We start from the raw sequence: 26,197 nt of genomic DNA on the forward strand, positions 1-26,197 counted from the left end.
CACTTACCAGGTGCGTGTGGCGCCGGTCTTGAGTTCCCTGCCAGGCTTACGCCATTTCGGTTCGCGGTCCAGGGTGTGGGTGGTGATGTGGCGCAGGCGCCGCATCGTCGACCCGTACAGTCCGACCGCGTTGGTCGAGAGCTTTCCGCCGGGGGGTTCGTCCATGAACGGCATGAACTTGTCCGGGAACCCGGGCATGGTGCAGCCGATACAGATCCCACCGACGTTGGGGCAGCCGCCGATGCCGTTCATCCAGCCGCGCTTGGGCACGTTGCACTTGACCGTGGGGCCCCAGCAGCCGAGCTTGACGATGCACTTCGGCGAGCCGTACTCCGTCGCGAAGTCCGCCTGCTCGTAGTACCCGGCCCGGTCGCAGCCCTCGTGGACTGTGGCTCCGAACAGCCACGTCGGCCGCAGCGCCTCGTCGAGCGGGATCATCGGAGCCTGGTCGGTGGCCATGTAGAGCAGGTAGGTGAGTGTCTCCGACAGGTTGTCCGGCTGGATCGGGCAGCCGGGGACGCACACGATCGGGATCCCGGCCTTGGACTTCCAGTCCCAGCCCAGGTAGTCGGGGACCCCCATCGCGCCGGTCGGGTTGCCCGCCATGGCGTGGATGCCGCCGTACGTCGCGCAGGTGCCGACCGCGACGATCGCGGTGGCCTTCGGGGCGAGCCGGTCGAGCCATTCGCTGGTGGTCATCGGCTGGCCGGTGGCGGGATCGTTGCCGAATCCGCACCAGTACCCCTCGTCGTGCAGTTTCTCGTTCGGGATGGATCCCTCGACCACGAGGACGAACGGTTCCAGTTCTCCGCGATCGGCCTTGAAGAACCATTCGAGGAAATCGTCCGCGCCGCCGTTGGGCCCGCATTCGAAGTCGATGAGCGGCCAGTGGACCGCAACCTGCGGAAGTCCTGGCAGGGCGCCGAGTGCGATTTCCTCGATGCTCGGCTGAGTGGCGGCGGTCAGAGCGACAGAGTCGCCGTCACAGCTCAGTCCCGCGTTGATCCACAGTACGTGGATCAGTGTTTCCTCCGCCTTTACCGCTTCCTCTGTCGGCATGGCAGTGCCGCCTTTCAGGATGACGGCCCACCGGCCATCGGCTCCTTGGATGGGTATGCGCACATTGCTACCATCACGCCTCGATTCGAGTGCATCGGCAACACGGGGAATCTCCGTCCCCGCCCCATGCCCGGGGGCCGAATGACCGCATACGGTGGGCCGTCCGGGTGATCCGGCCGGGGGACCGGTCCGGTCGGACGGTGCCACCCTCCCTTCATGGCCCTACGGTCGGAGCCACCCGCGGAAGGACGAGGCACCGGTGCACGAGCTGGCCATCACACAGAGCGTCGTCGAGTCGGTGTGCGAACGCGCCGCGGGGCGTCCGGTCCGGTCGGTCCGCGTCCGCGTGGGTGTGCTCACAGCTGTGGTGCCCGAATCGATGCGGTTCTGCTTCGGCCTGGTCACGGAGGGAACGGCGGCCGAGGGGGCGCTGTTGGAGATCGACCAGCCGCCCGGCGCCGGCCGCTGTCGCACCTGTGCCGTCGAATTCACCCTGACCGACCTGATTCTGCTGTGTCCCTGCGGCAGCGCGGATGTGGAGATCACATCGGGACAGGAACTGCAGATCGTCTCCATGAAAGTGGGCTGAACCATGTGCGGAACCTGCGGCTGTTCCGAGGAGTCCGGCGGGACCAGGATCGTCATGCTGCGGGAGGATGATGCACCGGACCACGGACATCCGCATCCTCATCCGTACGGGCGTCTTCAGCCGAACAGCGCCGGCGAGACCGTCACCATCGAGCAGAAGGTGCTCGCCAAGAACGACCTTCTCGCGGCCCGCAACCGGACGTGGATGAACGACCGCGGCGTCGTGGCCGTGAACGTGATGAGCTCACCCGGCGCCGGCAAGACCACCCTGCTCGAACGCACCATCACCGATCTCCGCGGCCGCCGGCCGGTGGCGGTCGTCGAGGGCGATCAGGAGACCAGGATCGACGCCGACCGGATCCGCCGCACGGGCTGCCCCGTGGTGCAGGTGAACACCGGAGCGGGATGCCACCTCGACGCGGAGATGATGAGGGACGCGCTGACGGCGCTGTCACCGGCCGGGGGCTCGTTGCTCATGGTCGAGAACGTCGGGAACCTGGTGTGCCCCGCCCTGTTCGACCTGGGGGAGCGAACCAAGGTCGTGATCATCTCGGTCACCGAGGGCACCGACAAGCCGCTGAAGTATCCCTACATGTTCGCCGCCGCCGACCTGATCCTGATCAACAAGGCCGATCTGCTCCCGTACGTCGACTTCGACGTCGAGCAGTGCGTGCGGCACGCCCGCTCGGTGAATCCTGACGTGCGCGTGCTCACGGTTTCCGCGACCACCGGCGAGGGTCTGGCCCACTGGTACGACTGGCTGGCGCAGCAGTCGTAGCCGCACCGCCGTCGGACCGTGGTCAGCCCCGGGACCGTGGGGGGTGCTGGGCAACCGCGGCGGACGCGGGGCGTTCCTTGCGGACGAACGCCCGTCGCAGCCCGTGGTACGGGTGATGCGGGTCCGCGAAGATCCGCCGCATGTGGGCGAGTTCGGCCTCGCGGTACGGAGTGAGGTCGACGCGGTCGCGCTCCGCCTTCTTCGTGTTGATACGGGACCGCGTCGCGGGCAGGGCGGCCAGGCGGGTCGCCAGGGCGCCGACCTCGGAGTCGAACGACCGGGGAGCGCATTCGATCGTCCTGTCGATCAGCCCGAGCCGCAGTGCCGCCGCGGAGCTGACCGGCAGGGCGTCCCGCATCAGCCGGTCGGCCGTCGCCGCACCCACCCGGCGCGGCAGGGTGTACGTCCAGTACTCCGACCCGTACAGCCCCATCAGGCGGTAATGCGGATTGAGCACAGCGCCCGCCCTGCACCACACCTCGTCGGCGGCGAGGGCCAGCATCACCCCGCCCGCCGCGGCGTTTCCGGCCAGGGCGGAGACGACCAGCCGGTCCGTGGTGGTCAGCACCGCTTCCACCAGGTCGTCCATGGCGTTGATGTTGGCCCAGGACTCGGCGCCGGGATCGGCCGCCGCCTCGATGACGTTGAGGTGGATGCCATTGGAGAAGAAGTCCCGGCCGCCGCCGACGACCAGCACCGAGGTGGGCCGGGAGCAGGCGAACCGGTAGGCGCTCAGCAGGCGTTGGCATTGTTCGGTGCTCATCGCGCCGCCGCGGAACGAGAACGACAGGAAGCCGGTCCCGGCCTCCTCCCGGTAGCCGATCTCGGACCAGGTGTCCTCGTGTCCGGTCCTGTGCAGCGGAGCCGGCCGCTCCGGCACCGCGGACAGCCTCCCGGCCAGCGCCGAGGTGGCTGGGAGCTTGAAGGTGGCCGGACCGCCAGGCTCCCGCCGGGGCCGCAGCTCGGGGATCCACACCGCGCCGTCGGTGGTCGCCCGGCAGATCGCGCCGTCCCGGGTGGCGACCAGTTCGCCCGGACGACCGCTCAGCCGGGGCTCGGGATGCCCGCCGTGCAGGAACCACTCGCCGCCCAGCATCTCGTCGAGCACGCCGGGCTGGGAGTCCGCGGCCCTGAGTTTGCGGACCACCGTCGCCGTGGAGTCCGACTGCCAGTCGATGCGGCGCATCGACTGGCGGAACAGGGGGTGGCAGCCCTCGCCGGTGCCGGAGGTCTGCGGCGCCGGGGTGTACGTCCCGGAGGCGAAGCGCCCGACCGCCAGGAGCACCGCCTCCGCGGCGGCGTCCGAGACCTCGTTGCGGTACAGGTCGCTCTTGCCCACCGGGGGCAGCGAACAGGGCACGGACGCCCACACGTCGCCCGCGTCCATCTCCGCATTCGCCTGCAGGACCGTGACGCCCCAGCTGTCCGCCTCCCCGTGGACGGCCCAGTCGAGGGAGGAGGGCCCCCGGTCGCCGACCGGCCCCGGGTGGACGATGAGGCAGGTGTGGACCGACCACACGTCCCTCGGAATCGCGGACTTGAGATACGGGGCTACGACGAGGTCCGGGGACTCCCGGCGCACGGCCTCCAGGGCGTGGCCCTCCTCGTGCATGAGCTGCACGGCCACGGAGTGCCCGTGGTCCGTGAGCTCGGCCCGGACACGTTGCGTGAGGCTGTTGAAGGCGCTCGCGAGAAGCAGGATGTGCACGACGATCTCTCCCGGTGGCTGCGGTCCGTTCCGGTCGAGCGGAGCGTAAATTCTCGCTCACCGGGGCGTACTCGCCCGGAGAACCCCCGGATTTCACTCGAAGGTGCACAGCCGGTGCACGGCGACGTCGGTGACGGGTCCACGCGTGCGGCCCGGTCGGGCCCGCCTGCCTCTTGGGCAACCCGGGCCGCCTTCCCGAAAGGGTGAACCGGCCAGCGAACCCGGCGTGTCCCGGCACCTGGGGCAGCACTGTTTCGCAGGGGCGGCGGGGGTGCCGTACCCCTGGTGAGGTGCCCGGCGGCGGGCGAGGGGGAGTGGCAGTGGGAACAGCCAAGGGGCGGCCGCGGGTCTCGCTGCGGGACCGGGCACGCTACCGCTTCGACCGTACGCTGGCCCGCTCCACCGGCACCCTCATGGGCTGGCTGGTGATCACCTGCCTGGCCGTGGTCCTCCCGGTGAGCACGCTGCTCGTGTGGACGGATCCCGGCTCGCCTCCGTCGCTGTCGGGGCGGCTGACGGCGGCGTGGCGGACCAGTGCGGAGACGCTGCGCCTGGGCGCGGCCGACGGCACACCGCTGCGCCTGGCGCTCTCGGCCCTGCTCGGGCTTGTCGCCCTGCTCTGCGTGTCGACCCTGGTCGGGGTCATCACGACGGGCCTGGCCGAGCGGATGACGGAGCTGAGCCGGGGACGGTCGACGGTCCTGGAGCACGGGCATGTCGTGGTGCTCGGCTGGTCGGATCAGGTGGCCACCGTGGTGAGTGAACTGGTCGCCGCCCAGGCCCCGCACCGGCCGCGCGCCATCGTGCTGCTCGCGGACCAGGACAAGGCCGAGATGGAACGGGTGCTGGCCGCCCGGGTCCCCCCGGCCGCAAGGGCCCGGATCATCTGCCGCAGTGGTCCCGCCGGCGACCCGGACGTGCTCGCGCTCGTCAGCCCCCGGACGGCGGGCACGGTGCTGGTCCTGCCGTCGGCGGAGCCTGCGGCGGACGCCGAGGTGCTGCGCATCCTCCTGGCGCTGCGCGCGGTCCTGGGTGAGGGGGCGGACGGGCCGCCGGTGCTCGCCGCGGTGCGGGACGACCGGTACCGCGCTCCGGCGCGGCTGGCCGCCGGTCCGCACGGCACGGTGCTGGAGACCGACACGGTCACGGCCCGGCTGATCGCCCGGTGCGTCGGCCAGTCCGGCCTGTCGCACGTCCTTCGCGACCTCCTCGACTTCGCCGGCGACGAGTTCCACCTCGCCGATGCCGACACGTTCGCGAACCGCTCCTTCGGGGCGGCCCTGCTGAGCCACCCGAACTCCTGCGTGGTCGGACTGCTCACCCCCGAGGGCCGTACGCTGCTGAACCCGCCGGCCGGCACAGTCGTCCTGCCGGGCAGCCGGCTGATCGTGCTCGCCCGAGACGACGGGAGCACACGGACGGACGACTGCCGGCACCTGGTCGACCGCTCGGTGATCGTTTCGGCCCCGTCGGCGCAGGTCGGCCCGGCACGGCTCCTGCTGCTCGGCTGGAACCGGCGGGCACCCCTCGTCGTCGGCCAGTTGCTGCGCACGGCCGTTGCCGGCTCGGTCCTCGACGTGGTCACCGACAGCGCCGTACCGGGGCCGAGAGAGCCGGAGCGGGAAGGCGTGACGCCCACGGGGCCGTACGTGCGCTTCCGGTCGGCGGCCCTGTCGCGGCCCGAAACCCTGCTCGGACTCGACATCGGCCCGTACGACGGGCTGGTCGTGCTCGGTCCGGACCGGGGCGACGGTCCGCACCGCCCCGACGACTGGACCTTGGTCACCCTGCTGTCCCTTCGACTTCTGGCAGAGCGCACCGGACATGAGGTGCGCGTCGTCACCGAACTCACCGATGACCGCAACCGGCTGCTGGCGCCGGTCGGCACGGGCTCCGATGTCATCGTGAGCGGAAAGCTGACAGGCCTGCTGATGGCGCAGATCGCGCACAACCGGCACCTGGTTCCGGTCTTCGACGAGTTGTTCTCCGCGGACGGCGCCACCGTGTGCCTGCGCCCCGCGAGTGCGTACATCCGCCCGGGCGCCGAGGCGTCCTTCGCCACCGTCGTCGCCGCCGCGCGCGACCGTGGCGAGTGCGCGATCGGCTACCGCCGCTGCGATGTCCCCGCCGGGCTCGCGGACCAGGGGATCCGGCTCAATCCGCCGAAGGACGAACGGCGCGTCTGGAGCGCCGGGGACCATGTGGTGGTGGTGGCGGACCCCGGCACCGCCAAGGTGCCTCCCGTCCTGCCGGGCCGCGCCGACACGACAGCCCCCGACGCGATCGGTGCGCAACGGAGAGACAACCAGCCAGTTGACTGACCGGGCCGTCCGGCATGCCAAACAGATGTCTGCCCCGGTGGTCCGGGCGCCGGCGGCTGCGTAGGGGCCATGGAGGCCCGCTTCGGCGGGACGACGCCGGTGCCCTCCTCCGGGACACGAGGCCGGACGGCCGCACGCCGAACGCGTGATTCGTCGGGTTCTGCAGCCGTTGCGGACGATGAGCCGGGTTCCTTTGGCCGATGATCGCGTCAGTGCTTCTCCGGCCGAGACCGTGGACGCCATTGGCCGATCGATCTGTCGGCTGGTCAGACCAGAGGAGGGAGCGACTGTGGCGGAAGGTGAGCAACGGTCCGACAAGCAGACGGTGGACCGGTCGGAGGGGTTCGGAGAGCGGTTGCTGGGTGTGTTGCTGGACCGGGCGCACGAGATGCCGCCGCAACTGATCGCTCCTCTGATCGCGGAGGAGGTGGCCCGGATCGGCGGCAGGGGCGTCTCGATCCTCCTGCAGGACTACGCGCGAGAAATGCTGGTGCCGTTGTCGGGTCGCGGGCTGTCGGTGAGTGACCCCGAAGGGATCAGTGACTCCCCTGCGGGCAGAGCCTTCCTGACGGCCACCACGGTCGAGGTGGAAGAGCCGGACGGCGTCCGCATGTATCTGCCGCTGCTGGACGGCAGCGACGAGGTAGGAGTGATGGCACTCACCCTGGACACCGTCGACGACGACGACAGGCGACTGCTGCGCAGACTCGCCGGACTGGTCGCCGACATGCTGGTCACCAAGCACTCCTACACCGACAGGTTCTTCCAGGCCCGACGCCGTGAACCGATGAGCGTGGCAGCGGAGATGCAGTGGTCCCTGCTGCCGCCGCTGACGATGTCCGTGCCCCAGGTGTCGGTCAGCGGGGCCGTCGAGCCGGCCTACGACATCGCAGGCGACAGCTTCGACTACGCGCTCAACGACGACGTTCTGCACGCGGCAGTGATCGATGCGATGGGCCACGGCCTGGACGCTGCCACGATGGCGACTGTCACCATCGGCGCGTACCGGCACGCCAGGCGTGCGGGCGTCGATCTCTCGGACATGTACGCCTACATGGACCAGGCCGTCTCCGACCAGTTCGGACCCGATCACTTCGTCACCGCTCAGATGATGAAGCTGGACGTCACCACCGGGTTGTTCCAGTGGGTCAACGCGGGGCATCACGCTCCGCTGCTGATCAGGCAGGACACGGTCAGTGCCCTGGTGAGTCCGACCACCCTGCCGGTCGGACTCGGCGGTGAGCGCCCCACGGTCGGCGAGTACCGACTCCAACGCGGTGACCGCGTGCTGTGCTACACCGACGGCGTGATCGAGGAGCGGAACGCGGACGGAGAGCTGTTCGGCGAGGAGCGACTCATCCGCTGTGTCGGCCGCATCGGCCGGACCAACGGCGGGATGCGGTCAGCGGCTCTGAAACTCTCGAACGCGCTGAAAGAGGAACGGGGCGGGCGCACCAGTGACGACGCGACCGTCTTCCTCATCGAGTGGCGCGCCGGTGAGGCCGACCATCTCGCGTCAATGGACTGAACTTCGCCATGTTCCGCAAGCCTGGTGCCCGCCGAACTCCCGGCCTGGTCGGCGGTCATGCTCCGGCGAGGCCGCGCGCTGTGGACGTACCCGGAAGACTGCTCTGCCAGGTGCGGCTGACGGGCTTCCCGAGGACGCCCGCCACGACGGCCCGCGCAGGCACGACTGCGAGAGTCGAGGGTGCGTCGAGGCCGGTCGGTACAGCGGGCCGGATCAGGCCCGTCCTGCTGCCCGCTGGCTACGGCGGGACAGGGAGTCGACGACGACGGCGGCCAGCAGGACCGCACCCGTGATCATGAACTGGATGGCGTTGCTGAGGCCCATGATGTTCATGCCCGACTGGATGGAGCCGATCACCAGAGCACCCAGCAGGGCGGACCACACGGATCCGCGTCCGCCGAACAGGCTGGTGCCGCCGATGACGGCCGCGGCGATGACGTTCATCAGCAGGTTGCCGCCGCCCGATGTCTGGCTCGCGGACTGGATCTGCCCGGCGAGGAAGATGCCTCCCACGGCGGCCATGGTCCCCGCGATCGAGAAGACGGACATCCGGATGAGAGCCACGTTGATACCGGCACGGCGCGCACCCTCGATGTTGCCGCCGACGGCGAAGATCTGCCGGCCGTACGTGGTGCGGCGCAGGACGAAGTCCACGAGGACCAGCAGGATCAGGAAGAGCAGGAGGGCCAGCGGGAGGCCTTGGTACTGGTTCAGGATGTACGCGGTGGCGAAGGCGATGGCCGCCAGGAACACCGTACGCAGCGCGATCTCGGCGACCGGTCTGAACGGCACCCCGGCCGCCTTCCGGCGTCCGGCGTCCAGGAGCGACGCCGCGAGAAACAGCCCGACTCCAACCGCCGCCGTCACGTAACTGGCCGCGGGGCTGCCGAAGATGGTCGAGTAGAGCTTGGTGACGATGCTCTCGCTGGGGATGTTGACCGTGCCGCTGGCGCCGAGCACCTGCAGCATCAGCCCGTTCCAGGCGAGGTTGCCCGCCAGGGTGACCACGAAGGCGGGCACGCCGACCCGTGCGAAGAAGAAGCCCTGGATGAGTCCGACGGCGGCTCCGCCTGCGATGGCGACCAGGAGCGCCAGCCACTGGTTCATGCCGTTCTGGACGTTGAGCACCGCGAAGATGGCGGCGCACAGGCCGCTGACCGAGCCGACGGACAGGTCGATCTCGCCCAGCAGCAGGACGAAGACGATACCGACGGCGATCATGCCGGTGCCGACGATCTGCTGGCTGAGGTCGGAGAGGTTCTGAGCCGAGAGGAACGTGCTGTTCAGGCTGCCGAACACGGTCCAGATGATGATCACGGCCAGGACGACGGGAAGTGAACCGAGCTCTCCGCTCCGCAGCTTGCGCCGGAACTCGCCGAGGTACCCCTTGATGCCCTCCTCGCGGACGAGCAGCCGGGTGTCGACGGCGGGCATCGCGTCGCGTGCGGGCTGCTGCGTACCGGAATCGCCGGGGTCTCTGTCACGCTTCATCGCTCCTCCTCCCGCCTGCGGGCCTGGCGGCGGGTCACGGCGCTGTCGCTGGCGCCGGTGATCGCGGAGATGATCTCCTCCGTCGTGGTGGAGCGCTTGTCGAAGAAGCCGTTGTTCCGGCCGAGGCGCATGACGGCGATCCGGTCGGCCACCGCCATCACATCCACCATGTTGTGGCTGATCAGGATCGTCCCGAGGCCGCGTTCGCGAAGCCGCTCGACGAGGTCGAGGACTTCGGCGGTCTGTTCCACACCCAGGGCGGCGGTGGGTTCGTCGAGGATGACGACCTTCGGTGCGCCGACCAGCGAGCGGGCGATCGCCACGGTCTGGCGCTGGCCACCGGAGAGTGAGGCGACGGGGATGCGCACGCTGGGTATGCGGATGGACAGGGTGTCGAGCAGCTCGCGTGAGCGCTTGTCCATGCGGACCTCGTCGAGCACGCCGAAGCGGGTGATCTCGCGGCCGAGGAACAGGTTGCCGACCACGTCGAGGTTGTCGCACAGCGCCAGGTCCTGGTAGACGGTGGCGATGCCGAGGTGCTGGGCGTCGTGGGGCCGGTTGATCGTGACGCGGTGGCCCTGCCATTCGATGACGCCCTCGTCGGGTGGGTTCACCCCGGCGATCGCCTTGACGGCGGTGGACTTCCCGGCGCCGTTGTCGCCGACGAGTGCGACCACCTCACCGGCGTGTACGTCCAGGTCGAAACCCGACAACGCCTGGACCGCACCGAACCGTTTGGAGATGCCCCGCAGTGTGAGCACAGGTCCTTCCGGCAACGGAACCGCCTCCTCCACCGGCCCGCTCGGGCCGCGCCTTTCCCCCGTCGCCATCAGCCGCTCGTGCGACTACTGGAGTCCGGCCTCCTTGCAGGCATCGGCGTAGTTGGGCGTGCAGATCTCGTCGACCGTGTACAGGCCGTCCTTGACGACGGTGTCCTTGATGTTGTCCTTGTTGACGACGACCGGGGTCAGCAGCGTGGCCGGCACCTTCTCGCCGCTGCCACTCGTGACGGTGGTGGGAGTCAGGGAGGAGGGGATCTCCTTGCCCTCTGCCAGGTTCACGGCCATCGTGGCCGCCACGTCGGCCTCGGGCTTGTACGGCTTCTCGATCGTGATGGTCTGCGTGCCGAGCAGGATCCGCTGGATGGCGTCGAGCTGGGCGTCCTGGCCGGTCAGCGGCACGTTGATGCCAGAGGCCTTGAGGGCGGTCGCGATGCCTGCGGCGAGTCCGTCGTTGGCGGAGTAGACACCGACGATGTTGTCCTTGCCGAGTGCGCTGATGGCTCCGGACATCTGCTGGTTGGCGTTGTTCGGGTCCCAGTTCGGGGTGTCGTACTCCTTGCCTATCTTCACCTTGCCGTCGAGGACGGAGTGGGCTCCGGCCTTGAACTCGGCGGCGTTCGGGTCGGTCGGCGAACCGTTGTGCATCACGATCTGGCCGCTTTCGGCCTTGTCACCGAGCGCGGCCAGGAGTGCCTTGCCCTGCAACTCGCCGACCTTGCGGTTGTCGTACGAGACGTACGCGTCGACGGGACCCTGGGCGAGGCGGTCGTAGGCCACGACCTTGACACCCGCGTCACGGGCCTTCTGCACGGAGGACTGGATGGACTTGGCGTCCACGGCATCCAGGATGAGCACCTTGTCCCCCTTGGCGAGGGCGGTGTTGACCTGCTGCTGCTGCGTGGTGGGGCTCTCGGCCGCGTTGTAGTAGTCGATCTGGGCGTCGGGCGCCAGTTCCTTGATCTTCTGCTCGATGTAGGGCCGGTCGAACTTCTCGTACCTGGTCGTCTTGCTCTCCGGCAGCAGGAGGCCGATCTTGACGTCCTGGGCTGCCGCGCGTTCCGTTCCCGCGTCCGCCGCTCCGATGGACGCTGCCGCGCCCAGCGAGAGGGCCGCTGCTCCTGCCAGTGCTATCGCACCCCGCAATGTACGGGTCATGGGAGGCTCCTTTCGCGCGGCGCCGCCCCTTCGCCGGGAAAGCGCGGCAACGAGGATGCGCTTATGTCCTACATATCGAGATTAGTCCCAACCTGATGACCGGCAAGCGGGTGAGGGCGTCACCCGTCCGGCGGCGGCAGCCGACGCGCCCGGCCGTCCCGGACACGTCCCGGACACGGCCCGGACGTACGGCCGTCCCGTGTCCGGGACGGGAGGGGAGCCGTTCCACGGCAGCGCGTGCATGGCGGAGACCCGCTCGCGGATCTCCGTGTCCGGAAGAAGCACCTGGTAGGCGCGCCACCCGGACAGCGAAAGCCGGCGTCCACGGAGCGCGGTGAGGGTCTTTGGCCGGATGACCTCAGGATGCGGGCCTGTCGGACAGGTTCCTTTCCCAGAACACTTCGTCGCGCCATGCGCCGTCGGCGTAGAAGTGCTCATGGGCGATGCCCCAGGAGTTGAATCCGTGCTTGCGGAGGATCGCCTGAGAAGCGAGGTTCTCCAGTTGGGTGTGTGCCTCCAGCCGGTGCAGGTGCAGCTCGTCCTCGGCGATCCGCAGAGCGAGGCCGACGGCGCGGCTCGTGTGCCCGAGTCCCTGGTGAAGAGAAGAGACCCAGTAACCGAGGAAGCCCTTCTGGAACGGGCCACGCAGGATGGAGCTGATGCTGACCTGCCCGATGACGGTCTCGCCGGAGACCACGACGCCGGGCCACGCGACCCCGCTGTCGTGGGAGGCGAGAAGGGATTCGATGACGGAGGCCTGCCCGTCGGGCGTGTAGAACTCGGCGGGCCTCGCGGGCAGCCAGCGCGCATACGCTTGCTTGTCATGGGAAAGCAGGCTGGCGAGCGCGGGGCCGTCGGAAGGCTCGATCAAGCGGATCAACGTGGAACTCACGGGTGTTCTGCCTGTCTTCTCAGCTGGCGTAGTCGGTCGGTTGCTCACGAGTGTGAGGAGGGCTCGCGCTCGATGATCGCGCAGGGCGTCGGTCGGAGGGCGGGAGAAGCGAAGCGGTCGACAGGCCACAGGTTGCGCCCCAGCACATGGAGAGAATGATCGTGCGGGGATGCGCGCCGCAGGTTGACCGATGAATTTCCGCACGTCACGGAGTCTGAAGGGGCGGGGACGGATGTCTCCCCGCCTGAGAGAGTTGGTGTGCGATGAGGTTTGGTACTACAGGAGTTCCTGTCCCTGGACGGTGTCTCCCAGGGGCCCGGATCCCCGGATGAGGACACCAGCGACGGATTCACGCAGGGCGGCTGGTTCGTGCCGCACCTGGACGAGGCCTTCGAGCAGGTGGTGACCACCTGGCTCGGCACGGCGGACGCGTTCCTCTTCGGCCGCCGTACGTACGAGAACTTCGCTCGGGACTGGCCCGAGATGACCGATCACCCGAACGCCCGCATCCTGAACGACTCGCCGAAATACGTCGCCTCCCAGAGCCTCACCAAGGCTGGGTGGGAACCGACCACGATCCTGTCCGGCGACATTTTCGCCCAGGTCGCCGAACTCAAGCGACAGCCCGGCCGCGAGCTCCAGATCCACGGCAGCGCTCGGCTCGGCCAGTCGCTGCTGGCCGCCGGCCTGATCGACGAGGTGCGGCTCGCGATCGCCCCGGTGGTCCTGGGCAGCGGACGACGCCTGTTCCCGGACGGCGGCACCCCGGTCGGACTGCGCATGTTGCACAACGAGACGACGCCGAGCGGAATTGCGGTGCACGTCTACGAGTCGACCGGCGTTCCGGAGTACGGGACGTACGGAGCCGACGCGTAGGGGCCGTTGTCGCCGATCACGGTGTCGAGTATCCGGTCGACCCGCAGGAAGGGCCGGCTTCGACTGGGCCGGAGGCCGTACGCAAGCGGTCCGGAGGCGGTGTGGAAGCCCCGCCGCTTGCGCGTTCGGTGACGGCGGCACCACCCAACGTGGTGGTTGTGGGACGGCAGGAGTCGGGACGCGCAGTCGCGCCGGTTGCCGTGCAGCCGCACCGTCGGATGGCGTCGTCCCTCCGCCCGAGGAGGGGGCGGACCGTGCCGTAGCCGCCTCCCAGGGCCCAGAACGCAGCCCCCCCACGACACCCGGCGCACGGGATTTCGCGGCAGGTCCGGCGATCTGCCGACCACCACATAGGCCACCGCCCGGGACACTCCGCTCGCGACGGCCGTCAGGGCCGTGCCCTCAGCAGCCGAGGGCGACGACGGTGTGACCGAGTGAGAAGACGGCGAGGGTTTCGGCTTCAGCGCCCACCGCGGGCCACGCTCACGTGAAGGTCACCCGCCATCTCGGGCAGCAGACCTGTTGGTACGAACCCGGTCGTCCCCACTTGGGACTGCACGTGGACAGCTCGCCGATGAGTTCTCGAAGGGCCCGGTCTTGGGGATTCCGGATCCGTCGGGTCAGTCAGGTGAGATGTCCGGCCGACCTGGAGGTGCCCGTGCGGTGCGATATCGAGTTGCCGTTCGCGAGCCCGGTCGGATAGGAACCGTGGATGCTAAAGGGCAACAAGGTCGGGCTCAGGGCCCGGCACGAGGACGACATCCCGGTCCTGCGGACCGAGCTCTACGACGACGTGGTCAACTCCTCCCGGGCCGAGAGCCGGCCGTGGCGGCCGATCACGCCCGGCTCGAAGGATGCGAGGCTCGTGGTGGATGACACGGAGCACGGGCATGTCCCGTTCTCCGTAGTGGAGTTGGACGGTGGTGCGCTGGTCGGCACCGCGACGCTTTGGGGGATCGACAACCACAGCCGGTCCGCGCACATCGGGCTGGGGCTGCTTCCGTCCTGCCGCGGCAAGGGTTACGGCACCGACGTGGTAGCGGTGTTGTGCCACTACGGCTTCGTCGTACGCGGCCTGCAGCGTCTGCAGATCGAGACCCTGGCGGACAACGCGGCGATGCTGCGCTCCGCAGAGCGCAACGGCTTCGTCCGCGAAGGGGTTCTGCGCTCCTCGGCCTGGGTGATGGGCGAGTTCCTGGACGAGGTACTGCTCGGTCTCCTCGCCCGGGACTGGAAGCCGGAAACGGCGGGGTAGCCCCTGGGCGTACAGGTGATCACATTCTGATCGCCGTGGTGGGAGCCTCCTGGTCCCCACCACGGCGGGACGGCGGGACGGCAGGACAGCGGGCGGGGCTGGGCGGGTTGAACCCGACTGCTTCTGCCGGAGGCTGGACATGCTGACTCATGTGCCCCGGATCGACACCGCCTCCTGAGAGGGCGGAATCACATGGGGAAGCCAGTCAGCCGAGGCCGGGCTTCCTCGCGTCCGGAGGTCAGCACCCTGGCCAGCACCTCGCACATCTCGGCCTCCAAGTCGTCCAGGCAACCGGGGTCCAGCGATACCGTGAGCAGGGTGCCGGCCAGAGCCACCTCGCGGACACAGCCGTAGGCCGTGCTCTGGTCCGGAGTTATCACGCAGTACGTGTCGAATCCGAGCGAGATCTCCTGTGCGGACGGCTCACCGGCAGTGCTCGTGAACAGCAGGAAGAAGCCCTCGTCCTCCTCTGCCACGCCGGCCTGCAGCTCGCCGTCACCATCGGTCTCGGCAGCCACCGCGCGGGCCGTGAACCTGTATGCCATGCGCCGGTTCTACCAGGAGCCCGACTCGGAGTGAAGTTCGGTGAGCTGCGAGCGGCCTACAGGATCATGCAGGTGGTGGTGGCGTGGGCGATGAGCTTGCCCTGGTCGTCCAGCACCTTGCCTTCGGCGGTCGCGGTACGGCGGCCGACGTGGATGACCGTGCCTTCGGCGGTGAGTGTCTGTTCGTCGGTACGGGCGGCTCGGATGTAGTTGACCTTGAGTTCGAGCGTGGTGTAGCCGGAGCCGGCCGGAAGCGTGGTGTGGACGGCGCAGCCCATCGCCGAGTCGAGGAGGGTGGCGGCGATACCGCCGTGAACGGTGCCCAAGGGGTTGGCGAAGTCAGGGCGGGTGTCGAGTGAGATGACGATGCGGCCGTGCTCGACCTCGTCGAAGCGCATACCGAGCAGGCGGCCGATGGAGGGAATGTCAGTAGGGCGCTCTGTCTGCACCCACCGCATCAGTTCCAGGCCGGTCATGGAGGTGAAGTCGGTGGTGGTCACGCTGGTTCTCCTTGGGTGGTGCTGGTCGACGGTGCGTCCGTCAGGCCCGATCAGTCGGTTGCGGCAGGACAGCGGGGCGCGGTTGAACGCACCCCGGGCGAAAGTGCCCCGGGGTGCTGGGCGCGCGGAAGCGTGCGGTCGTCGAGGTGTCGTCAGCCGAGCGGGTTGGTGGTGTCGCGCAGGGTTGCCAGGGCCGGGGCGTACATGCGGGACTTGATGGTGCCGAGGGTGTCGCCCGCCTTGTTCACCTGCGCTTGGGCCAGCTCGATGGCGGTGGAGCGTACGGCGTCCTCGGTGACCGCCCGGTCGACGATGCCGGCGTTCGCCGCATCCGAACCGCCGTAGCGGCGGGCGGTGACCATCGCCTCGTGAGCGGTCTGCGGCGTCAGCCGGGACTGGATCAGGGCGGCCATGCCAGGGGTGAAGGGGATGTTGATGTCCGCTTCGGGCAGGCACCAGTAGCCGCGGTCGGCGCGCATGACGCGGAAGTCGTGGGCGAGGGAGAACATCGCGCCGGCGGCGAAGGTGTGCCCCTGAAGTGCGGCCACCGTGATGACCGGCAGCGACAGCATCCGTGCGAACAGCTCGTGGACCGAGACGACGTACGCCTGGTGCTGGTCGGCGTTGGCGAACAGCCAGTCCAGATCAAGCCCGTTGGAATAGAACTTGCCTGTCGCGGCGGTGACCAGAGCGCGAGGACCTTCCGCTTTCTCCACCTCGTCGAGGGCGGCACCGAGCGCGGTGAGCCAGACGGGGTGGAAGCGGTTCTCTCCGTCTCCGAGATCAAGGACGAAGACGTTGTCGTGACGGTCGAGCGAGGGCATGGAGACTCCTTCGAGCTGGGCAAGTGACAGCGGGGGCGTGTGAGGTGCGTGTGAGGGTGCGGGCCGGCTAGGGCCGGGCTCGGGGCTGTGGTTGCGGTCGGAGCGGGGGTCGAGCTGCCGGGCGGTCGCGCAGCGCGTACAGGAGCAGGTCGTGGATCTCGGCGGCTGCCGCCTCGATCGGGGCGGTGCTCCGCTCCGCCCGGCACATGATCACCGCGCCCTCGACCGCAGCGATGATGAAGGCGCCGAGCCTGCGGCTGCGTTCCTCGGTCAGGCCGTGTCGTACGAACAGGGCCGCGAGGGCCTCCTGCCAGCGGGTGAAGACGGCGGCGGCCGAGCGGGCCAGCTGAGGGGCGTCGTCGTTGGTCTCCACGGCCACGGCCACGATCGGGCAGCCGGCCCTGAAGTCGCTCTCCACGAGCCGGTCGTGCCACAGGACGAAGAACGAGTCGATCGCTTCCACCGGGTCGTCGGCCTGCATGGCGGCGTCGATCAGACCCGCGATGAAACTGCCCGCCAGTTGCACCGCCTCGTCGATGAGCTGCGCCCGCCCGCCGGGGAAGTGGTGATACACCGATCCGCGAGGGGCTCCGCTGTGGGCGAGTACCCGGTCGATACTCGTCGCGCCCGCGCCGTGCTCACGCAGCAGTGCCGCCGCGCTGAGGACCATCCGGTCACGACTGTCGCTCCTGCGCGCGCTCAACTGACTCGCACCTTCCCGAGGACGATTCGGCCCGCCAAAGGGGCTACCTGTCAGTAACTTATGGGGTATGGCATAGAACATGCAAGAGGTGTGAGGGGTCCTGTGCGTGCCTCGGTCACCGAGCAACGGTTCCGGGCGACGATGGGGGCGGGGACAAGGCGACGAGGGGCGGAACGACGGAACGACGTTCCGCGAGGTAACAACGCTTCCGGGCGTCGGCGGGCCGTCAGCGGGTGCGGCGGGCGTCGGTGGTCAGGGGGTGTCAGGGCCCGAGCCCCGGCGGCGCCCAAACGGAGGCGGCCGGGCCCGCGCGAGCAGCAACAGGCCGCCGGATACGCGTAGGCGTCCTCGGCTACGTCCGCGGACGGCGACGCCCGCCGATGCCCTGGCGGTCGGCGCTCCGCGCGATGGACCTGCGGGCCGCGTCGGGGAACTCCCGCTCGATCGATTCCTCCAGGAGGAGCACCTCGGCCTGCACCGCCGGGTGCCGTCGGGGCGGCAGGGTCTCGATCAGGCCGTCGAGCATGGAACGCAGCCTTCGGCAGATCTGCACCGACGAAGCGCCGTAGTCGCGGATCTCGCAGACGGCGAGCTCCAGGTGGTTCTCCCAGTCGCGTCCCGGAAGTACGAGCCGGACGTGCCCGTCGGCGTCGGCGAGTTCATAGCGGTCGCGGAGGGGCGTGCTGCCGATCGTGTGGAGGAACGACTCGATGTAGTTCATCACCTGCACCGCGGTCGTGGGGTCGTTCACGGCGGGGGAGAGCGCCCTGATGGCGACGTCCACGAGGACTCTCATGGCGAAGGCGGGGTCCTGTTCGATGGTGCGCTCGGCCCCGAGGGCGACGAGGCCGGTCACCCGGTCAGGGTCCGGCCTCGATGTGCCCCCGTGGACCTCGACGAGAACGGTCCCCGGCGTGACGAAGTCCCCGATCAGCCGGGTCACGACGAAGACGCAGTCGTGCCGGGCCGCTTCGGCGACCAGCCCGGCGACGTTGAACGCCTGGATGGCTCCGCCGCGTGGGGTGCTGATCCGCATCACCGGTGCGCCGGACGCCACGTCCTGTTCTCCCCGTGGGGCCGCGTCCCGGATCCCCGCCGCCCCGGCCGTGACGACGTCCTCTCCCATGAGCGCGACCAACTCGGCGATGGCCACCGGTCTGAGGCTGTGGGTGAACCTGTTGAGGTAGATCAGCAGCAGTACGAGGCTGATGCCCACCGCCGCGCCGGCCAGGGTGACACCCAGGTCGGGGACGGAGCCGGATTCGATGCTGCGGAGCAAGGAGAACGCGAACGCGAACGTCCCGGTGAAGGTCGCGAGCACCGCCTTCTGCAGCCGGTCCCGGTACCACAGGCGCATATAGCGGGGGGAGAGGGTTCCCGTTGCCTGCTGCACGACGAGTACGCCGATGGTGACGACGAAGCCGAGCAGCGCCACCATCGCCCCGACGATGGCCGTGAGCACGTCGCTCGCCGTCGTGGTCGAGTAGTGCCAGCCGCTCGGCGGCCAGTCGGCGCTGTCGGCCGTCAGGGCCAGCTCGGCGAGAAGGATGCCGAGGACGAGGCCGAACATCGGCACGATCCACAGGCTTGCCTTGATGTATTGCCACAACCTGAATCTGGTCGCCCAGGACGGCAGGACACCCACGTCACGCCCCCTTGTCCGGAGGAGTCGTCCGGTGCTCACCAGGTGCACGCGGGACCGCGGACCCTTGAACGGGACCGCTGTCACCTCACCGTAGGGCCGTTCACGGAGCGGCGCAGGTGCGGAGTGCCCGGCCGCTACCGCGCGTCACTTCTCGCCAGGACGGAGTGGCCTCGTTGACTTAGGCTGGCGATCGCGGCCGAAAGGGGCACGAAATGGACGATTACGGCCTGATCGAGAACCATGGCCTGATCGGTGATCTGCAGACCGCTGCTCTCGTGACCACCGATGCGACGATCGACTGGTTCTGCTGTCCGCGCTTCGACTCGCCCAGCATCTTCGGAGCACTGCTCGACCGGCAGAAGGGCGGCCACTTCACCGTCAGGCCGGCCGCGGAAACGTACACCTCCAAGCAGCTCTACCACCCTGACACCGCAGTTCTCGTGACGCGCTTCATGACCGAGGACGGGGCGGGGGAGGTCGTCGACTTCATGCCGGTGACCGGCAAGACGGTGACGGACCGGCACCGCCTGGTCCGCATGTTGCGCTGTGTGCGCGGCAGCATGACGTTCGAGGGGGAGATCGCCCCGCGGTTCGACTACGGCCGTCAGCCGCATGAGCTCCACATCACCGAGCGCGGGGCCCTGTTCACTTCGCAGGACATGGATCTCGCCGTCCACCTCGTCCGTGAGCCGCAGGACGAGCGGCTGCTGAGCGTCCTCTCGGGTGACAAGGACCTGCGCTTCTCCCTGACTCTGCGAGCGGGTCAGCAGCGGGGACTGGTGATGGAGTCGTCTCCTGGCGGACCGCCGCACGAGGTCGGAGTCGCGGAGTTCGAGCAGCTCTTCGACGAGACGGTCCAGTTCTGGCGCACGTGGCTCGGCCAGTCCACCTACACGGGCAGGTGGCGGGAAGCCGTCGAGCGTTCGGCCGTGACGCTGAAGCTCATGACCTACGCGCCCACCGGCGCCCTGATCGCGGCACCCACAGCCGCTCTGCCCGAGCAGTTGGGCGGAGAGCGCAACTGGGACTACCGGTTCACCTGGATCCGTGACGCGTCGTTCTCGGTGTACGCCCTGCTGGGCCTGGGTTTCAAGGAAGAGGCGACGGCGTTCATCAGCTGGCTGCACGACCGCGTGAAGGAGGAGGCCGGCCAGGGAGACGGAACCGGCCCACTCAACATCATGTATCGCGTCGACGGCTCATCGGACCTCGTCGAGGAGACGCTGGACCATTGGGAGGGCTACCGCGGATCCGCCCCGGTCCGCATCGGCAACGGAGCGGCCGCCCAGCTGCAACTGGACATCTACGGCGAGGCGCTCGACAGCATCTACTTCGCGCACCAGCACGGCATGCACCTCGACAACAGGGGGTGGACCGCGCTGCACACACTCCTCGACTGGTTGGTCGACCACTGGGACCAGCCCGGAGAAGGGCTGTGGGAGACCCGCGGCGGCCGGAAGGACTTCACGTACGGCCGCGTGATGTCCTGGGTGGCCTTCGACCGTGCCATTCGGATCGCCTACGACGACGGCCGCCCCGCGGCCCGCGGCCGATGGGTGGACGCGCGTGACGCGATCTTCAAGCAGGTGCTCAGCCAGGGATTCGACCCGAAGAAGCAGGCCTTCGTGCAGCATTACGGCGACGACGTTCTCGACTCGTCGCTGCTGCGTATGCCGACGGTCGGCTTCATCACGCCGGACGATCCGATGTGGAAGTCCACGCTGGACGCGATGGAGCGTGAGCTGGTCAGCGACAGCCTGGTCTACCGCTACAACCCCGAGGCGTCACCCGACGGCCTGCGTGGCTCCGAGGGAACGTTCTCCCTGTGTACGTTCATGTACGTCGACGCCCTGGCACGGGCCGGACGCACCGACCAGGCCAGGCTGGTGCTGGAGAAGATGCTCACCTACGCCAACCACCTGGGCCTGTACTCCGAAGAGATCGGCCTGACGGGACGTCAATTGGGTAACTTCCCGCAGGCGTTCACGCACCTGGCCCTGATCGACGCGGCGATCACCCTGGACGCGAGGCTCAATGCGGAGCGCGGCCACGGCGGCTAGCGCCCGGAGCCCGGGTGCCGGGTTCACTGTCCGGCGTGCGAGGGGACGGAACCGAGGAGGACGACGGTGTCTCCTTCCTGCGGGACGATCTGCTGCCTCTCGGTGACCGGGTCCAGCCGTTGGTTGGCCCGCACCACGAAGAGGAGGTCGTGCTCCGGCGGCAGCGGGGTGGAGGCGGGCTGCACCACGTAGCGGGCGCCCTGCTCGTAACGGTCGGTGAGGACGTGACGGACGAGGGACCGGCCGAACAGGATGTCCCCGCCCGTGTAGGGAGCGACCACTCCGTGGCTGCCGTGCGGTGGCCCGACCCGGTACACGGGCCCTTCGACGTTGTCCTGCATCACCACAGCGGCGAGCGCGTTGAAGTCGTCGTCGTCGGTGGCCAGGAACACGGCTGTCACCCCCTCCAGCCGTGCGCCGGGGTTGATGGCCGTGGCCAGCAGAGCGCCCTTGGCCAGCTCGATGCCCGCGTCCCCGATCCGTGCCCGCTCCTCCTCGCGGCCCGCCCACATCAGCACGTCGAGGCCGGCGGACCGCAGCGCACTTCCCAGGTCGACCACCCAGGGGTCGCCGCCCACCAGAAGGACGCGCGTGCCGGCCGGCTTGACGACCCCCAGCCGTCGGGCCACCGGCGCCGCGCTCAGGGCGTACAGCAGGACGGTTCCCACGATCACCAGGAACGTCACCGGAAGGATGCGCTGGGCCCCGCTCACACCCCGGTCGACCAGGCCGGCGGAGAAGGCCGACGCCGTGGCCGCCGCGACGATCCCGCGCGGGGCCATCCATCCGACGAAGGCACGCTCACCCCGGGAGAGGTCCGTGCGCACGGAAGCGGCGAAGGCCACAGCCGGCCGGATGGCCAGGACGAGGATCGCCAGCAGGACCAGGGCGGGAAGGAGGACGGGTACCAGGGACGCCGGGGTGACGGTGGAGGAGATGGAGATGAACAGCAGTCCGATGACGAGCTGCACCAGAGTCTCGAAGAACGGGCGACGGGCCGGCATGTCGAAACCGCGGATGTTGGCGACGGCCAGACCCACGAGAATCGCGGCGATGAGCCCGGTGTCGTCGCGCACGACGTCACAGACCGCCGATACGGCGAGCACGGTGGCGAGCTGAGCCAGCGTGCCGAGGGTCTCGCCGAGCCGCAGGACGCGCAGGGTCAACCACAGCAGGGCCGTACCCACCGCGCCGCCGGCCAGGCCGACGGCCAGGCTGAGGGCGAACTGCCCCAGCTGGTAACCCCGGCCGATGTCGACCTGGTGCGCCGTGGCGATGGCGTGGAAGGTGAGCGCACCGAGGATGCCGCCGATCGGGTCGGTCAGAGTCCCCTCCCAGATCAGGATGCGCCGCACCTTGTCGCTCGGCCGCACGAAGTCGAGCAGCGGACCCACCACGGTGGGCCCCGACACGACCAGGATCATGCCGAGCATCGCGGCCACGCGCAGGGGCATGTCGAACAGCGCGGGCGCCACCGACGCCGTGACCAGGAACGTGAGCAGCACCCCGTACAGCAGCAGCCTTCCCACGATCCCGCGGGTGTGGCGGGCGAGCTTGCGCAGGTCGAGCCCCAGACCGGCGTCGTAGAGGATCACCGCCACGGACAGCGACACCAGTGCGGAGAAGTTCTGCCCCAGCAGCTTGTCCGGGTGAATGATGTCCGTTGCCGCACCGGCGGCGAATCCCGCCGGCAGCAGGATGATCAGGGCCGGGACGCGCAGCTTGTTCGCCAGGATCTGCGAGCCGGTGGCGAGCACCACCGTCAGGGCGAGTCCGAGAAGGATCTCGTCGTCGGTCACAGCGGCTTCCTTCGTCGGAGTCGGGGCGCGAGGGGGTGTTCCGGTGTGGGCGGGCGCGGTCAGCCGCCGCGTGACACGTCGCCACCGTCGGCGCCGCTTCCTCCCACGAGCTCGGCGTCGGTGAGCTCTTCCAGCTCACCGTGGGTGTCCAGCCAGTACAGGAAGACGACAGCCGGCACGACGAGCACGAGGGCCACCAGGGTGACGACCGCGAGCCACGTCAGCGTGGCGGGCGCGCCGGCCGCGTCGGCCACGGTCAGCGAGGTGGGGACGAGGTAGGGGCGCTGCGCCATGCCCCAGGCGATGACGGCGCAGGCCACGACTCCGACTGCCGTGACGCGCACCCATGTGCCTGGCGTCCGCACGAGGAGCAGCGCGGTCGCCAGTGCGGAGACCCCGGCCACGACGACGAAGAGCAGCCCCAGGCCGTGGGTGAGTCCGTGCCACACATGGGGGGAGTCCTCATGGGTGACGGCCCCGGTGGTCAGCGCCAGCGCGGAGACCACGGCGAGACTGGTCAGCGCCCTGCGCCTGAAGTAGCCGACCAGATCGGGGGCGTCGAACCGGCATGCGTCCCCGGTGAGGAACACCGCGCCGAGGAACGCGGTCGTCGCGACGGCGACGAGTCCGAACATGAGGGCGGTCGGGCTGGACCACGCATCCACCGAGGCGTCCGTACCGGGCGACACGCGTCCCGAAGCCACTCCGCCGACGGCGGCACCCAGGAAGAACGGCGTGACGAGCGAGGCCACGGCGAACACGGCACCGTACAGCCGTCGGTCGACGAGCCGCCGGGAGGGCTTGCGGAACGCGAAACCGGCGCCGCGCAGGACCAGGCCCATGGCCGCCAGCGCCAGGGGGAGCCACATCGCGGAGAACACGGTCTGGAACGCGGTGGGGAAGCCGGTCCACATGATGATGAGAACGAAGATCAGCCAGACGTTGTTGACCTCCCATACGGGAGCCATGGCGTGGTCGATGAGCCACCGGGGGCGCCGGCCGCGTTCCGTCCCGCCGGCCGTCAGGTCCCAGAAGCCGGCCCCGTAGTCCGTGCCGCCCGCGCAGGCATACGCGGCCACGGCGAGGAGCAGCGCCACGGCGATGAGATCCGCGGTCATGGCCGGCCGTCCTCGGGTCGGGAGGCCGCGCCGCCGGCGTGGGCGTCACCCGCGGGGAGGGGTTCCCGCGGCCCGTAGGGGGTGTCCGCCTCCGGCGCGTGGGCCGCACCGTCCGCGGCCCGCTGCTCGTCGGCGAGCCGCCACCGGGTGCGCATCTTGAGCAGGACGACGACGAACGAGCTGAAGAGGAACACGTACACCACCATCACCACCCCGAGCATGATCCACAGGGTCGTGGAACGGGTCGAGGTCACCGCCTCGGCCACCCGCATGTTCTGGTAGACGATCCACGGCTGGCGCCCCACCTCGGTGGCGATCCAGCCGCACTCGACGGCCACGACGGAGGCGACACCCGCACAGGCGGCGGAGCGGTAGAACCACGGCGATGCGGGCAGCCGCCGATGCCGTAGCCAGATCAGTCCGTACCAGAGCGCCAGCAGTACGAGGGCGGAACCGATCAGGACCATGATGTCGAAGGCCCAGTGCGCGATGGTCGCCTGAGTGGCCGTGGGGCGCTGGTCCGCCGGTACGGACGTCAGTCCCACCACCTTGGTGTCCGGGCGGAATCCGGCAAGGACGGAGTCGAGCAGCGGGATCTTGATGCCGCCCGAGATGGTCCCGTCCTCGTTCAGACGTCCGAAGATGTACTCCGGCACGCGCGTGTCCGTCTTCCAGACGATCTCCATCGCGGCGAACTTCACCGGCTGCTTGTGGAACACCGACCGGGCGATGGAGTCGCCCAGGACGAACTGCACCGGAGTGGCCAGCGCGGCGATGGTGAACGGGACGGCGAAACCCAGCCGGTGGTAGTGGTCGCGGCGGCCGCGCAGCCAGCCCACGGCGTAGACACCGGCCACCATGAAGCCCGCGGTGATGATCATCGCAACGACGAAGTGCCAGTACTGCGGCCCGAACATCGGCGTGAAGATCGCCTTCCACACGTTCACGTCGACCGGGTTGCCCTCGGAATCGAGGGAGAAGCCCTGGGGCGTGTTCATCCAGGCGTTGGCCGCCAGGATGCCGAAGGCCCCGAGCAGCGCGGTAGCCGGGAGCGGCAGTGCCAGCAGGAAGTGCGTACGCGGCTTCAGCCGCCGCCATCCGTACAGATAGATGGCGATGAGCACTGCTTCGAGGAAGAACGCCCACGCCTCGACACCGAAGCCGATGCCGAAGACATCACCCCATCTGCCCATCAGGCCGGGCCAGAGCAGGCCGAACTCGAAGGAGAGCACCGTGCCCGTGACGATGCCGAGCGCGAACTGCACCGCCATGACGGCCGACCAGCGCCGCGCAAGGAGCAGCGCTGCGGCGTCCTTGCGACGCAGGCCGCGGTAGTGCATGACCAGGGTGATGAACGGGAACGCCACGCCGAGCGGCACCAGGATGATGTGGGATGCCAGCGTGAAGGCCATGAGTTCCCGGGCCGGCAGGAGTTGGGCCGGGGCGTCCGCCAGCAGATGGAACGAGGGGGACATACACGCCTTTGCTCTTCATGACAGTCGGGGGAGAGGGGTCAGCCGCCGGTCGCGAAACCAGGGAAGAGGGTCATTCCGCCGTCCACGTACAGGGTGGTCCCCACCACGTAGTCCATGAGGTCCGAGGCGAGTGCGACCACAGCGTGCGCGATGTCCTCGGGGTCGCCGATCCGGTGGTACGGAATCAGCTTCAGCAGATCCTCCCGTGCCTCGGGCGTCTCCCAGGCGTCGCGGTTGATCGGCGTCCTGATCGCCCCCGGGGCGACCGCGTTCACCCGGATCTTCTCGGGAGCGAGCTCCTGGGCCAGGGTCTGCATCATCATCTGCACACCACCCTTGGATGAGGCGTAGTTGACGTGGCCCGCCCAGGGGATGAGCTGGTGGACCGAACTCATACAGATGATCTTCCCGGCCGCGCGCGACACCTCGGAGACGACTCCGCGGCGCCGGAACTCCTTGGTCGCTTCCCTGGCGCAGAGGAACTGCCCGGTGAGGTTGACGTCGAGGACCTTCTGCCACTGGGCGAGGGTCATCTCGGTGAACCGGGCGTCCCGCTGCAGCCCGGCGTTGGCGACCAGGATGTCGATGGTCCCGAACTCCTGGACCATCCGGTCCATCATGGCCGTGACCTGGTCCTCCTGGGACACGTCCGCTTCGTAGGCCGCCGCGCGCACCCCGAACGAGGTGATCTCCTGAACCACTTCCTCGGCGGCCTCGCGGCCGGCCACGTAGTTCACGACCACGTCCGCGCCGGCCCGTCCCAGGCCGATGGCCGTGGCCTTCCCGATGCCCGAGTTGGCTCCGGTGACCAGCGCCTTCTGGCCTTTCAGCAGATCTGCCGGGATCACACCCTGCGGTGCTGACATGGCGGAATCCATGATGAGCTGCCTCCTCGCTGCGCGCTCGGTCCGCCCGGATGCGGCCGGGCGGTGCACGGTGGTCAAGGAATCACCGGCCATGGCGGGCACGGTGTCCGGCGCACCACGTGTGGGCCTTTCGGCCGAAAATTTCGTCCGATCGGACCAGCGGCCCACCGCTTCGGTCCACCGGACGGCGATCTCCAGGGCAGCGGGGCCGGTGCCGGAGCGCCAGATG

22 protein-coding genes are annotated in these 26,197 nt (G+C 69.2%); 7 read left to right on the forward strand and 15 right to left on the reverse strand.

Going from position 1 to position 26,197, the window contains the following annotated elements:
• Positions 1 to 3: 3 nt before the first annotated feature.
• Entirely contained in the window at positions 4 to 1,059 is a 1,056-nt protein-coding gene (locus tag AB0C82_RS12115; RefSeq protein WP_362839467.1) for a hydrogenase expression protein HypE, read from the reverse strand.
• 259 nt (positions 1,060 to 1,318) lie between these two features.
• Here AB0C82_RS12115 and AB0C82_RS12120 point away from each other — a divergent pair, with 259 nt between their 5' ends.
• Positions 1,319 to 1,648, forward strand: coding sequence for a hydrogenase maturation nickel metallochaperone HypA (locus tag AB0C82_RS12120; protein WP_362839470.1), 330 nt, complete (start codon positions 1,319 to 1,321; stop codon positions 1,646 to 1,648).
• Positions 1,649 to 1,702: 54 nt separating this feature from the next.
• Complete coding sequence (gene hypB, locus AB0C82_RS12125; RefSeq protein WP_362839472.1) at positions 1,703 to 2,425, forward strand: hydrogenase nickel incorporation protein HypB; 723 nt, start codon at positions 1,703 to 1,705, stop codon at positions 2,423 to 2,425.
• A 22-nt stretch (positions 2,426 to 2,447) separates the two neighbouring features.
• Here hypB and AB0C82_RS12130 read toward each other — a convergent pair whose 3' ends face one another.
• Positions 2,448 to 4,133, reverse strand: a complete 1,686-nt coding sequence (locus tag AB0C82_RS12130; protein ID WP_362839475.1) for a hydrogenase maturation protein — start codon at positions 4,131 to 4,133, stop codon at positions 2,448 to 2,450.
• 320 nt (positions 4,134 to 4,453) lie between these two features.
• Between AB0C82_RS12130 and AB0C82_RS12135 the strand changes: the two genes are divergently transcribed.
• Positions 4,454 to 6,454, forward strand: coding sequence for an NAD-binding lipoprotein (locus tag AB0C82_RS12135; protein ID WP_362839477.1), 2,001 nt, complete (start codon positions 4,454 to 4,456; stop codon positions 6,452 to 6,454).
• A gap of 289 nt (positions 6,455 to 6,743) precedes the next feature.
• On the forward strand, positions 6,744 to 7,982 hold the full coding sequence (locus AB0C82_RS12140) for a PP2C family protein-serine/threonine phosphatase (protein ID WP_362839480.1): 1,239 nt from the start codon (positions 6,744 to 6,746) through the stop codon (positions 7,980 to 7,982).
• 213 nt (positions 7,983 to 8,195) lie between these two features.
• Here AB0C82_RS12140 and AB0C82_RS12145 read toward each other — a convergent pair whose 3' ends face one another.
• The 4 genes from AB0C82_RS12145 to AB0C82_RS12160 form a co-directional block, all read right to left on the reverse strand.
• Positions 8,196 to 9,473 carry a sugar ABC transporter permease gene (locus AB0C82_RS12145; RefSeq protein WP_362839482.1) on the reverse strand — a complete coding sequence of 426 codons (1,278 nt, stop codon included), beginning with the start codon at positions 9,471 to 9,473 and terminating at the stop codon, positions 8,196 to 8,198.
• Positions 9,470 to 10,249 carry an ATP-binding cassette domain-containing protein gene (locus AB0C82_RS12150; protein WP_362839484.1) on the reverse strand — a complete coding sequence of 260 codons (780 nt, stop codon included), beginning with the start codon at positions 10,247 to 10,249 and terminating at the stop codon, positions 9,470 to 9,472. Before AB0C82_RS12150 ends, AB0C82_RS12145 begins: the two co-directional genes overlap by 4 nt.
• Positions 10,250 to 10,318: 69 nt before the next feature.
• Positions 10,319 to 11,410: a sugar ABC transporter substrate-binding protein gene (locus tag AB0C82_RS12155; protein WP_362839488.1), complete on the reverse strand. Its 1,092-nt coding sequence runs from the start codon at positions 11,408 to 11,410 to the stop codon at positions 10,319 to 10,321.
• Between the two features lie 358 nt (positions 11,411 to 11,768).
• A complete protein-coding gene (locus AB0C82_RS12160) occupies positions 11,769 to 12,281 on the reverse strand; it encodes a GNAT family protein (protein ID WP_362839490.1) in 513 nt (170 codons plus the stop codon).
• A gap of 291 nt (positions 12,282 to 12,572) precedes the next feature.
• Between AB0C82_RS12160 and AB0C82_RS12165 the strand changes: the two genes are divergently transcribed.
• Entirely contained in the window at positions 12,573 to 13,178 is a 606-nt protein-coding gene (locus AB0C82_RS12165; RefSeq protein ID WP_362839493.1) for a dihydrofolate reductase family protein, read from the forward strand.
• 712 nt (positions 13,179 to 13,890) lie between these two features.
• Positions 13,891 to 14,433, forward strand: coding sequence for a GNAT family protein (locus AB0C82_RS12170; protein WP_362839495.1), 543 nt, complete (start codon positions 13,891 to 13,893; stop codon positions 14,431 to 14,433).
• Between the two features lie 188 nt (positions 14,434 to 14,621).
• Here AB0C82_RS12170 and AB0C82_RS12175 read toward each other — a convergent pair whose 3' ends face one another.
• The 5 genes from AB0C82_RS12175 to AB0C82_RS12195 form a co-directional block, all read right to left on the reverse strand.
• A complete protein-coding gene (locus AB0C82_RS12175) occupies positions 14,622 to 14,978 on the reverse strand; it encodes a hypothetical protein (RefSeq protein ID WP_362839498.1) in 357 nt (118 codons plus the stop codon).
• 56 nt (positions 14,979 to 15,034) lie between these two features.
• Positions 15,035 to 15,478: a PaaI family thioesterase gene (locus tag AB0C82_RS12180; RefSeq protein WP_362839501.1), complete on the reverse strand. Its 444-nt coding sequence runs from the start codon at positions 15,476 to 15,478 to the stop codon at positions 15,035 to 15,037.
• Positions 15,479 to 15,630: 152 nt separating this feature from the next.
• Positions 15,631 to 16,302 (reverse strand): enoyl-CoA hydratase-related protein, encoded by a 672-nt coding sequence (locus AB0C82_RS12185; RefSeq protein WP_362839504.1) that lies wholly within the window; start codon positions 16,300 to 16,302, stop codon positions 15,631 to 15,633.
• 67 nt (positions 16,303 to 16,369) lie between these two features.
• Entirely contained in the window at positions 16,370 to 17,005 is a 636-nt protein-coding gene (locus AB0C82_RS12190) for a TetR/AcrR family transcriptional regulator (protein ID WP_362839507.1), read from the reverse strand.
• 352 nt (positions 17,006 to 17,357) lie between these two features.
• Complete coding sequence (locus AB0C82_RS12195) at positions 17,358 to 18,650, reverse strand: DUF2254 domain-containing protein (RefSeq protein WP_362839509.1); 1,293 nt, start codon at positions 18,648 to 18,650, stop codon at positions 17,358 to 17,360.
• 212 nt (positions 18,651 to 18,862) lie between these two features.
• Here AB0C82_RS12195 and AB0C82_RS12200 point away from each other — a divergent pair, with 212 nt between their 5' ends.
• The gene (locus AB0C82_RS12200) at positions 18,863 to 20,710 is read left to right on the forward strand and encodes a glycoside hydrolase family 15 protein (RefSeq protein ID WP_362839512.1); all 1,848 of its coding nucleotides are present in this window, start codon (positions 18,863 to 18,865) and stop codon (positions 20,708 to 20,710) included.
• Positions 20,711 to 20,733: 23 nt separating this feature from the next.
• On the opposite strand, the gene AB0C82_RS12205 is transcribed toward AB0C82_RS12200, so the two are convergent.
• Genes AB0C82_RS12205 through AB0C82_RS12220 form a run of 4 tightly spaced genes read right to left on the reverse strand, consistent with a single transcriptional unit; the run spans position 20,734 to position 25,968 of the window.
• Entirely contained in the window at positions 20,734 to 22,509 is a 1,776-nt protein-coding gene (locus AB0C82_RS12205; protein ID WP_362839515.1) for a cation:proton antiporter, read from the reverse strand.
• A 59-nt stretch (positions 22,510 to 22,568) separates the two neighbouring features.
• The gene (locus AB0C82_RS12210) at positions 22,569 to 23,627 is read right to left on the reverse strand and encodes a cytochrome d ubiquinol oxidase subunit II (protein ID WP_362839518.1); all 1,059 of its coding nucleotides are present in this window, start codon (positions 23,625 to 23,627) and stop codon (positions 22,569 to 22,571) included.
• Positions 23,624 to 25,102: a cytochrome ubiquinol oxidase subunit I gene (locus AB0C82_RS12215; protein ID WP_362839520.1), complete on the reverse strand. Its 1,479-nt coding sequence runs from the start codon at positions 25,100 to 25,102 to the stop codon at positions 23,624 to 23,626. Before AB0C82_RS12215 ends, AB0C82_RS12210 begins: the two co-directional genes overlap by 4 nt.
• A gap of 38 nt (positions 25,103 to 25,140) precedes the next feature.
• Complete coding sequence (locus AB0C82_RS12220; RefSeq protein ID WP_362839523.1) at positions 25,141 to 25,968, reverse strand: SDR family oxidoreductase; 828 nt, start codon at positions 25,966 to 25,968, stop codon at positions 25,141 to 25,143.
• Between the last annotated feature and the right edge of the window lie 229 nt (positions 25,969 to 26,197).

It is taken from the genome of Streptomyces sp. NPDC048560, from assembly GCF_040650955.1.
Classification (GTDB): domain Bacteria; phylum Actinomycetota; class Actinomycetes; order Streptomycetales; family Streptomycetaceae; genus Streptomyces.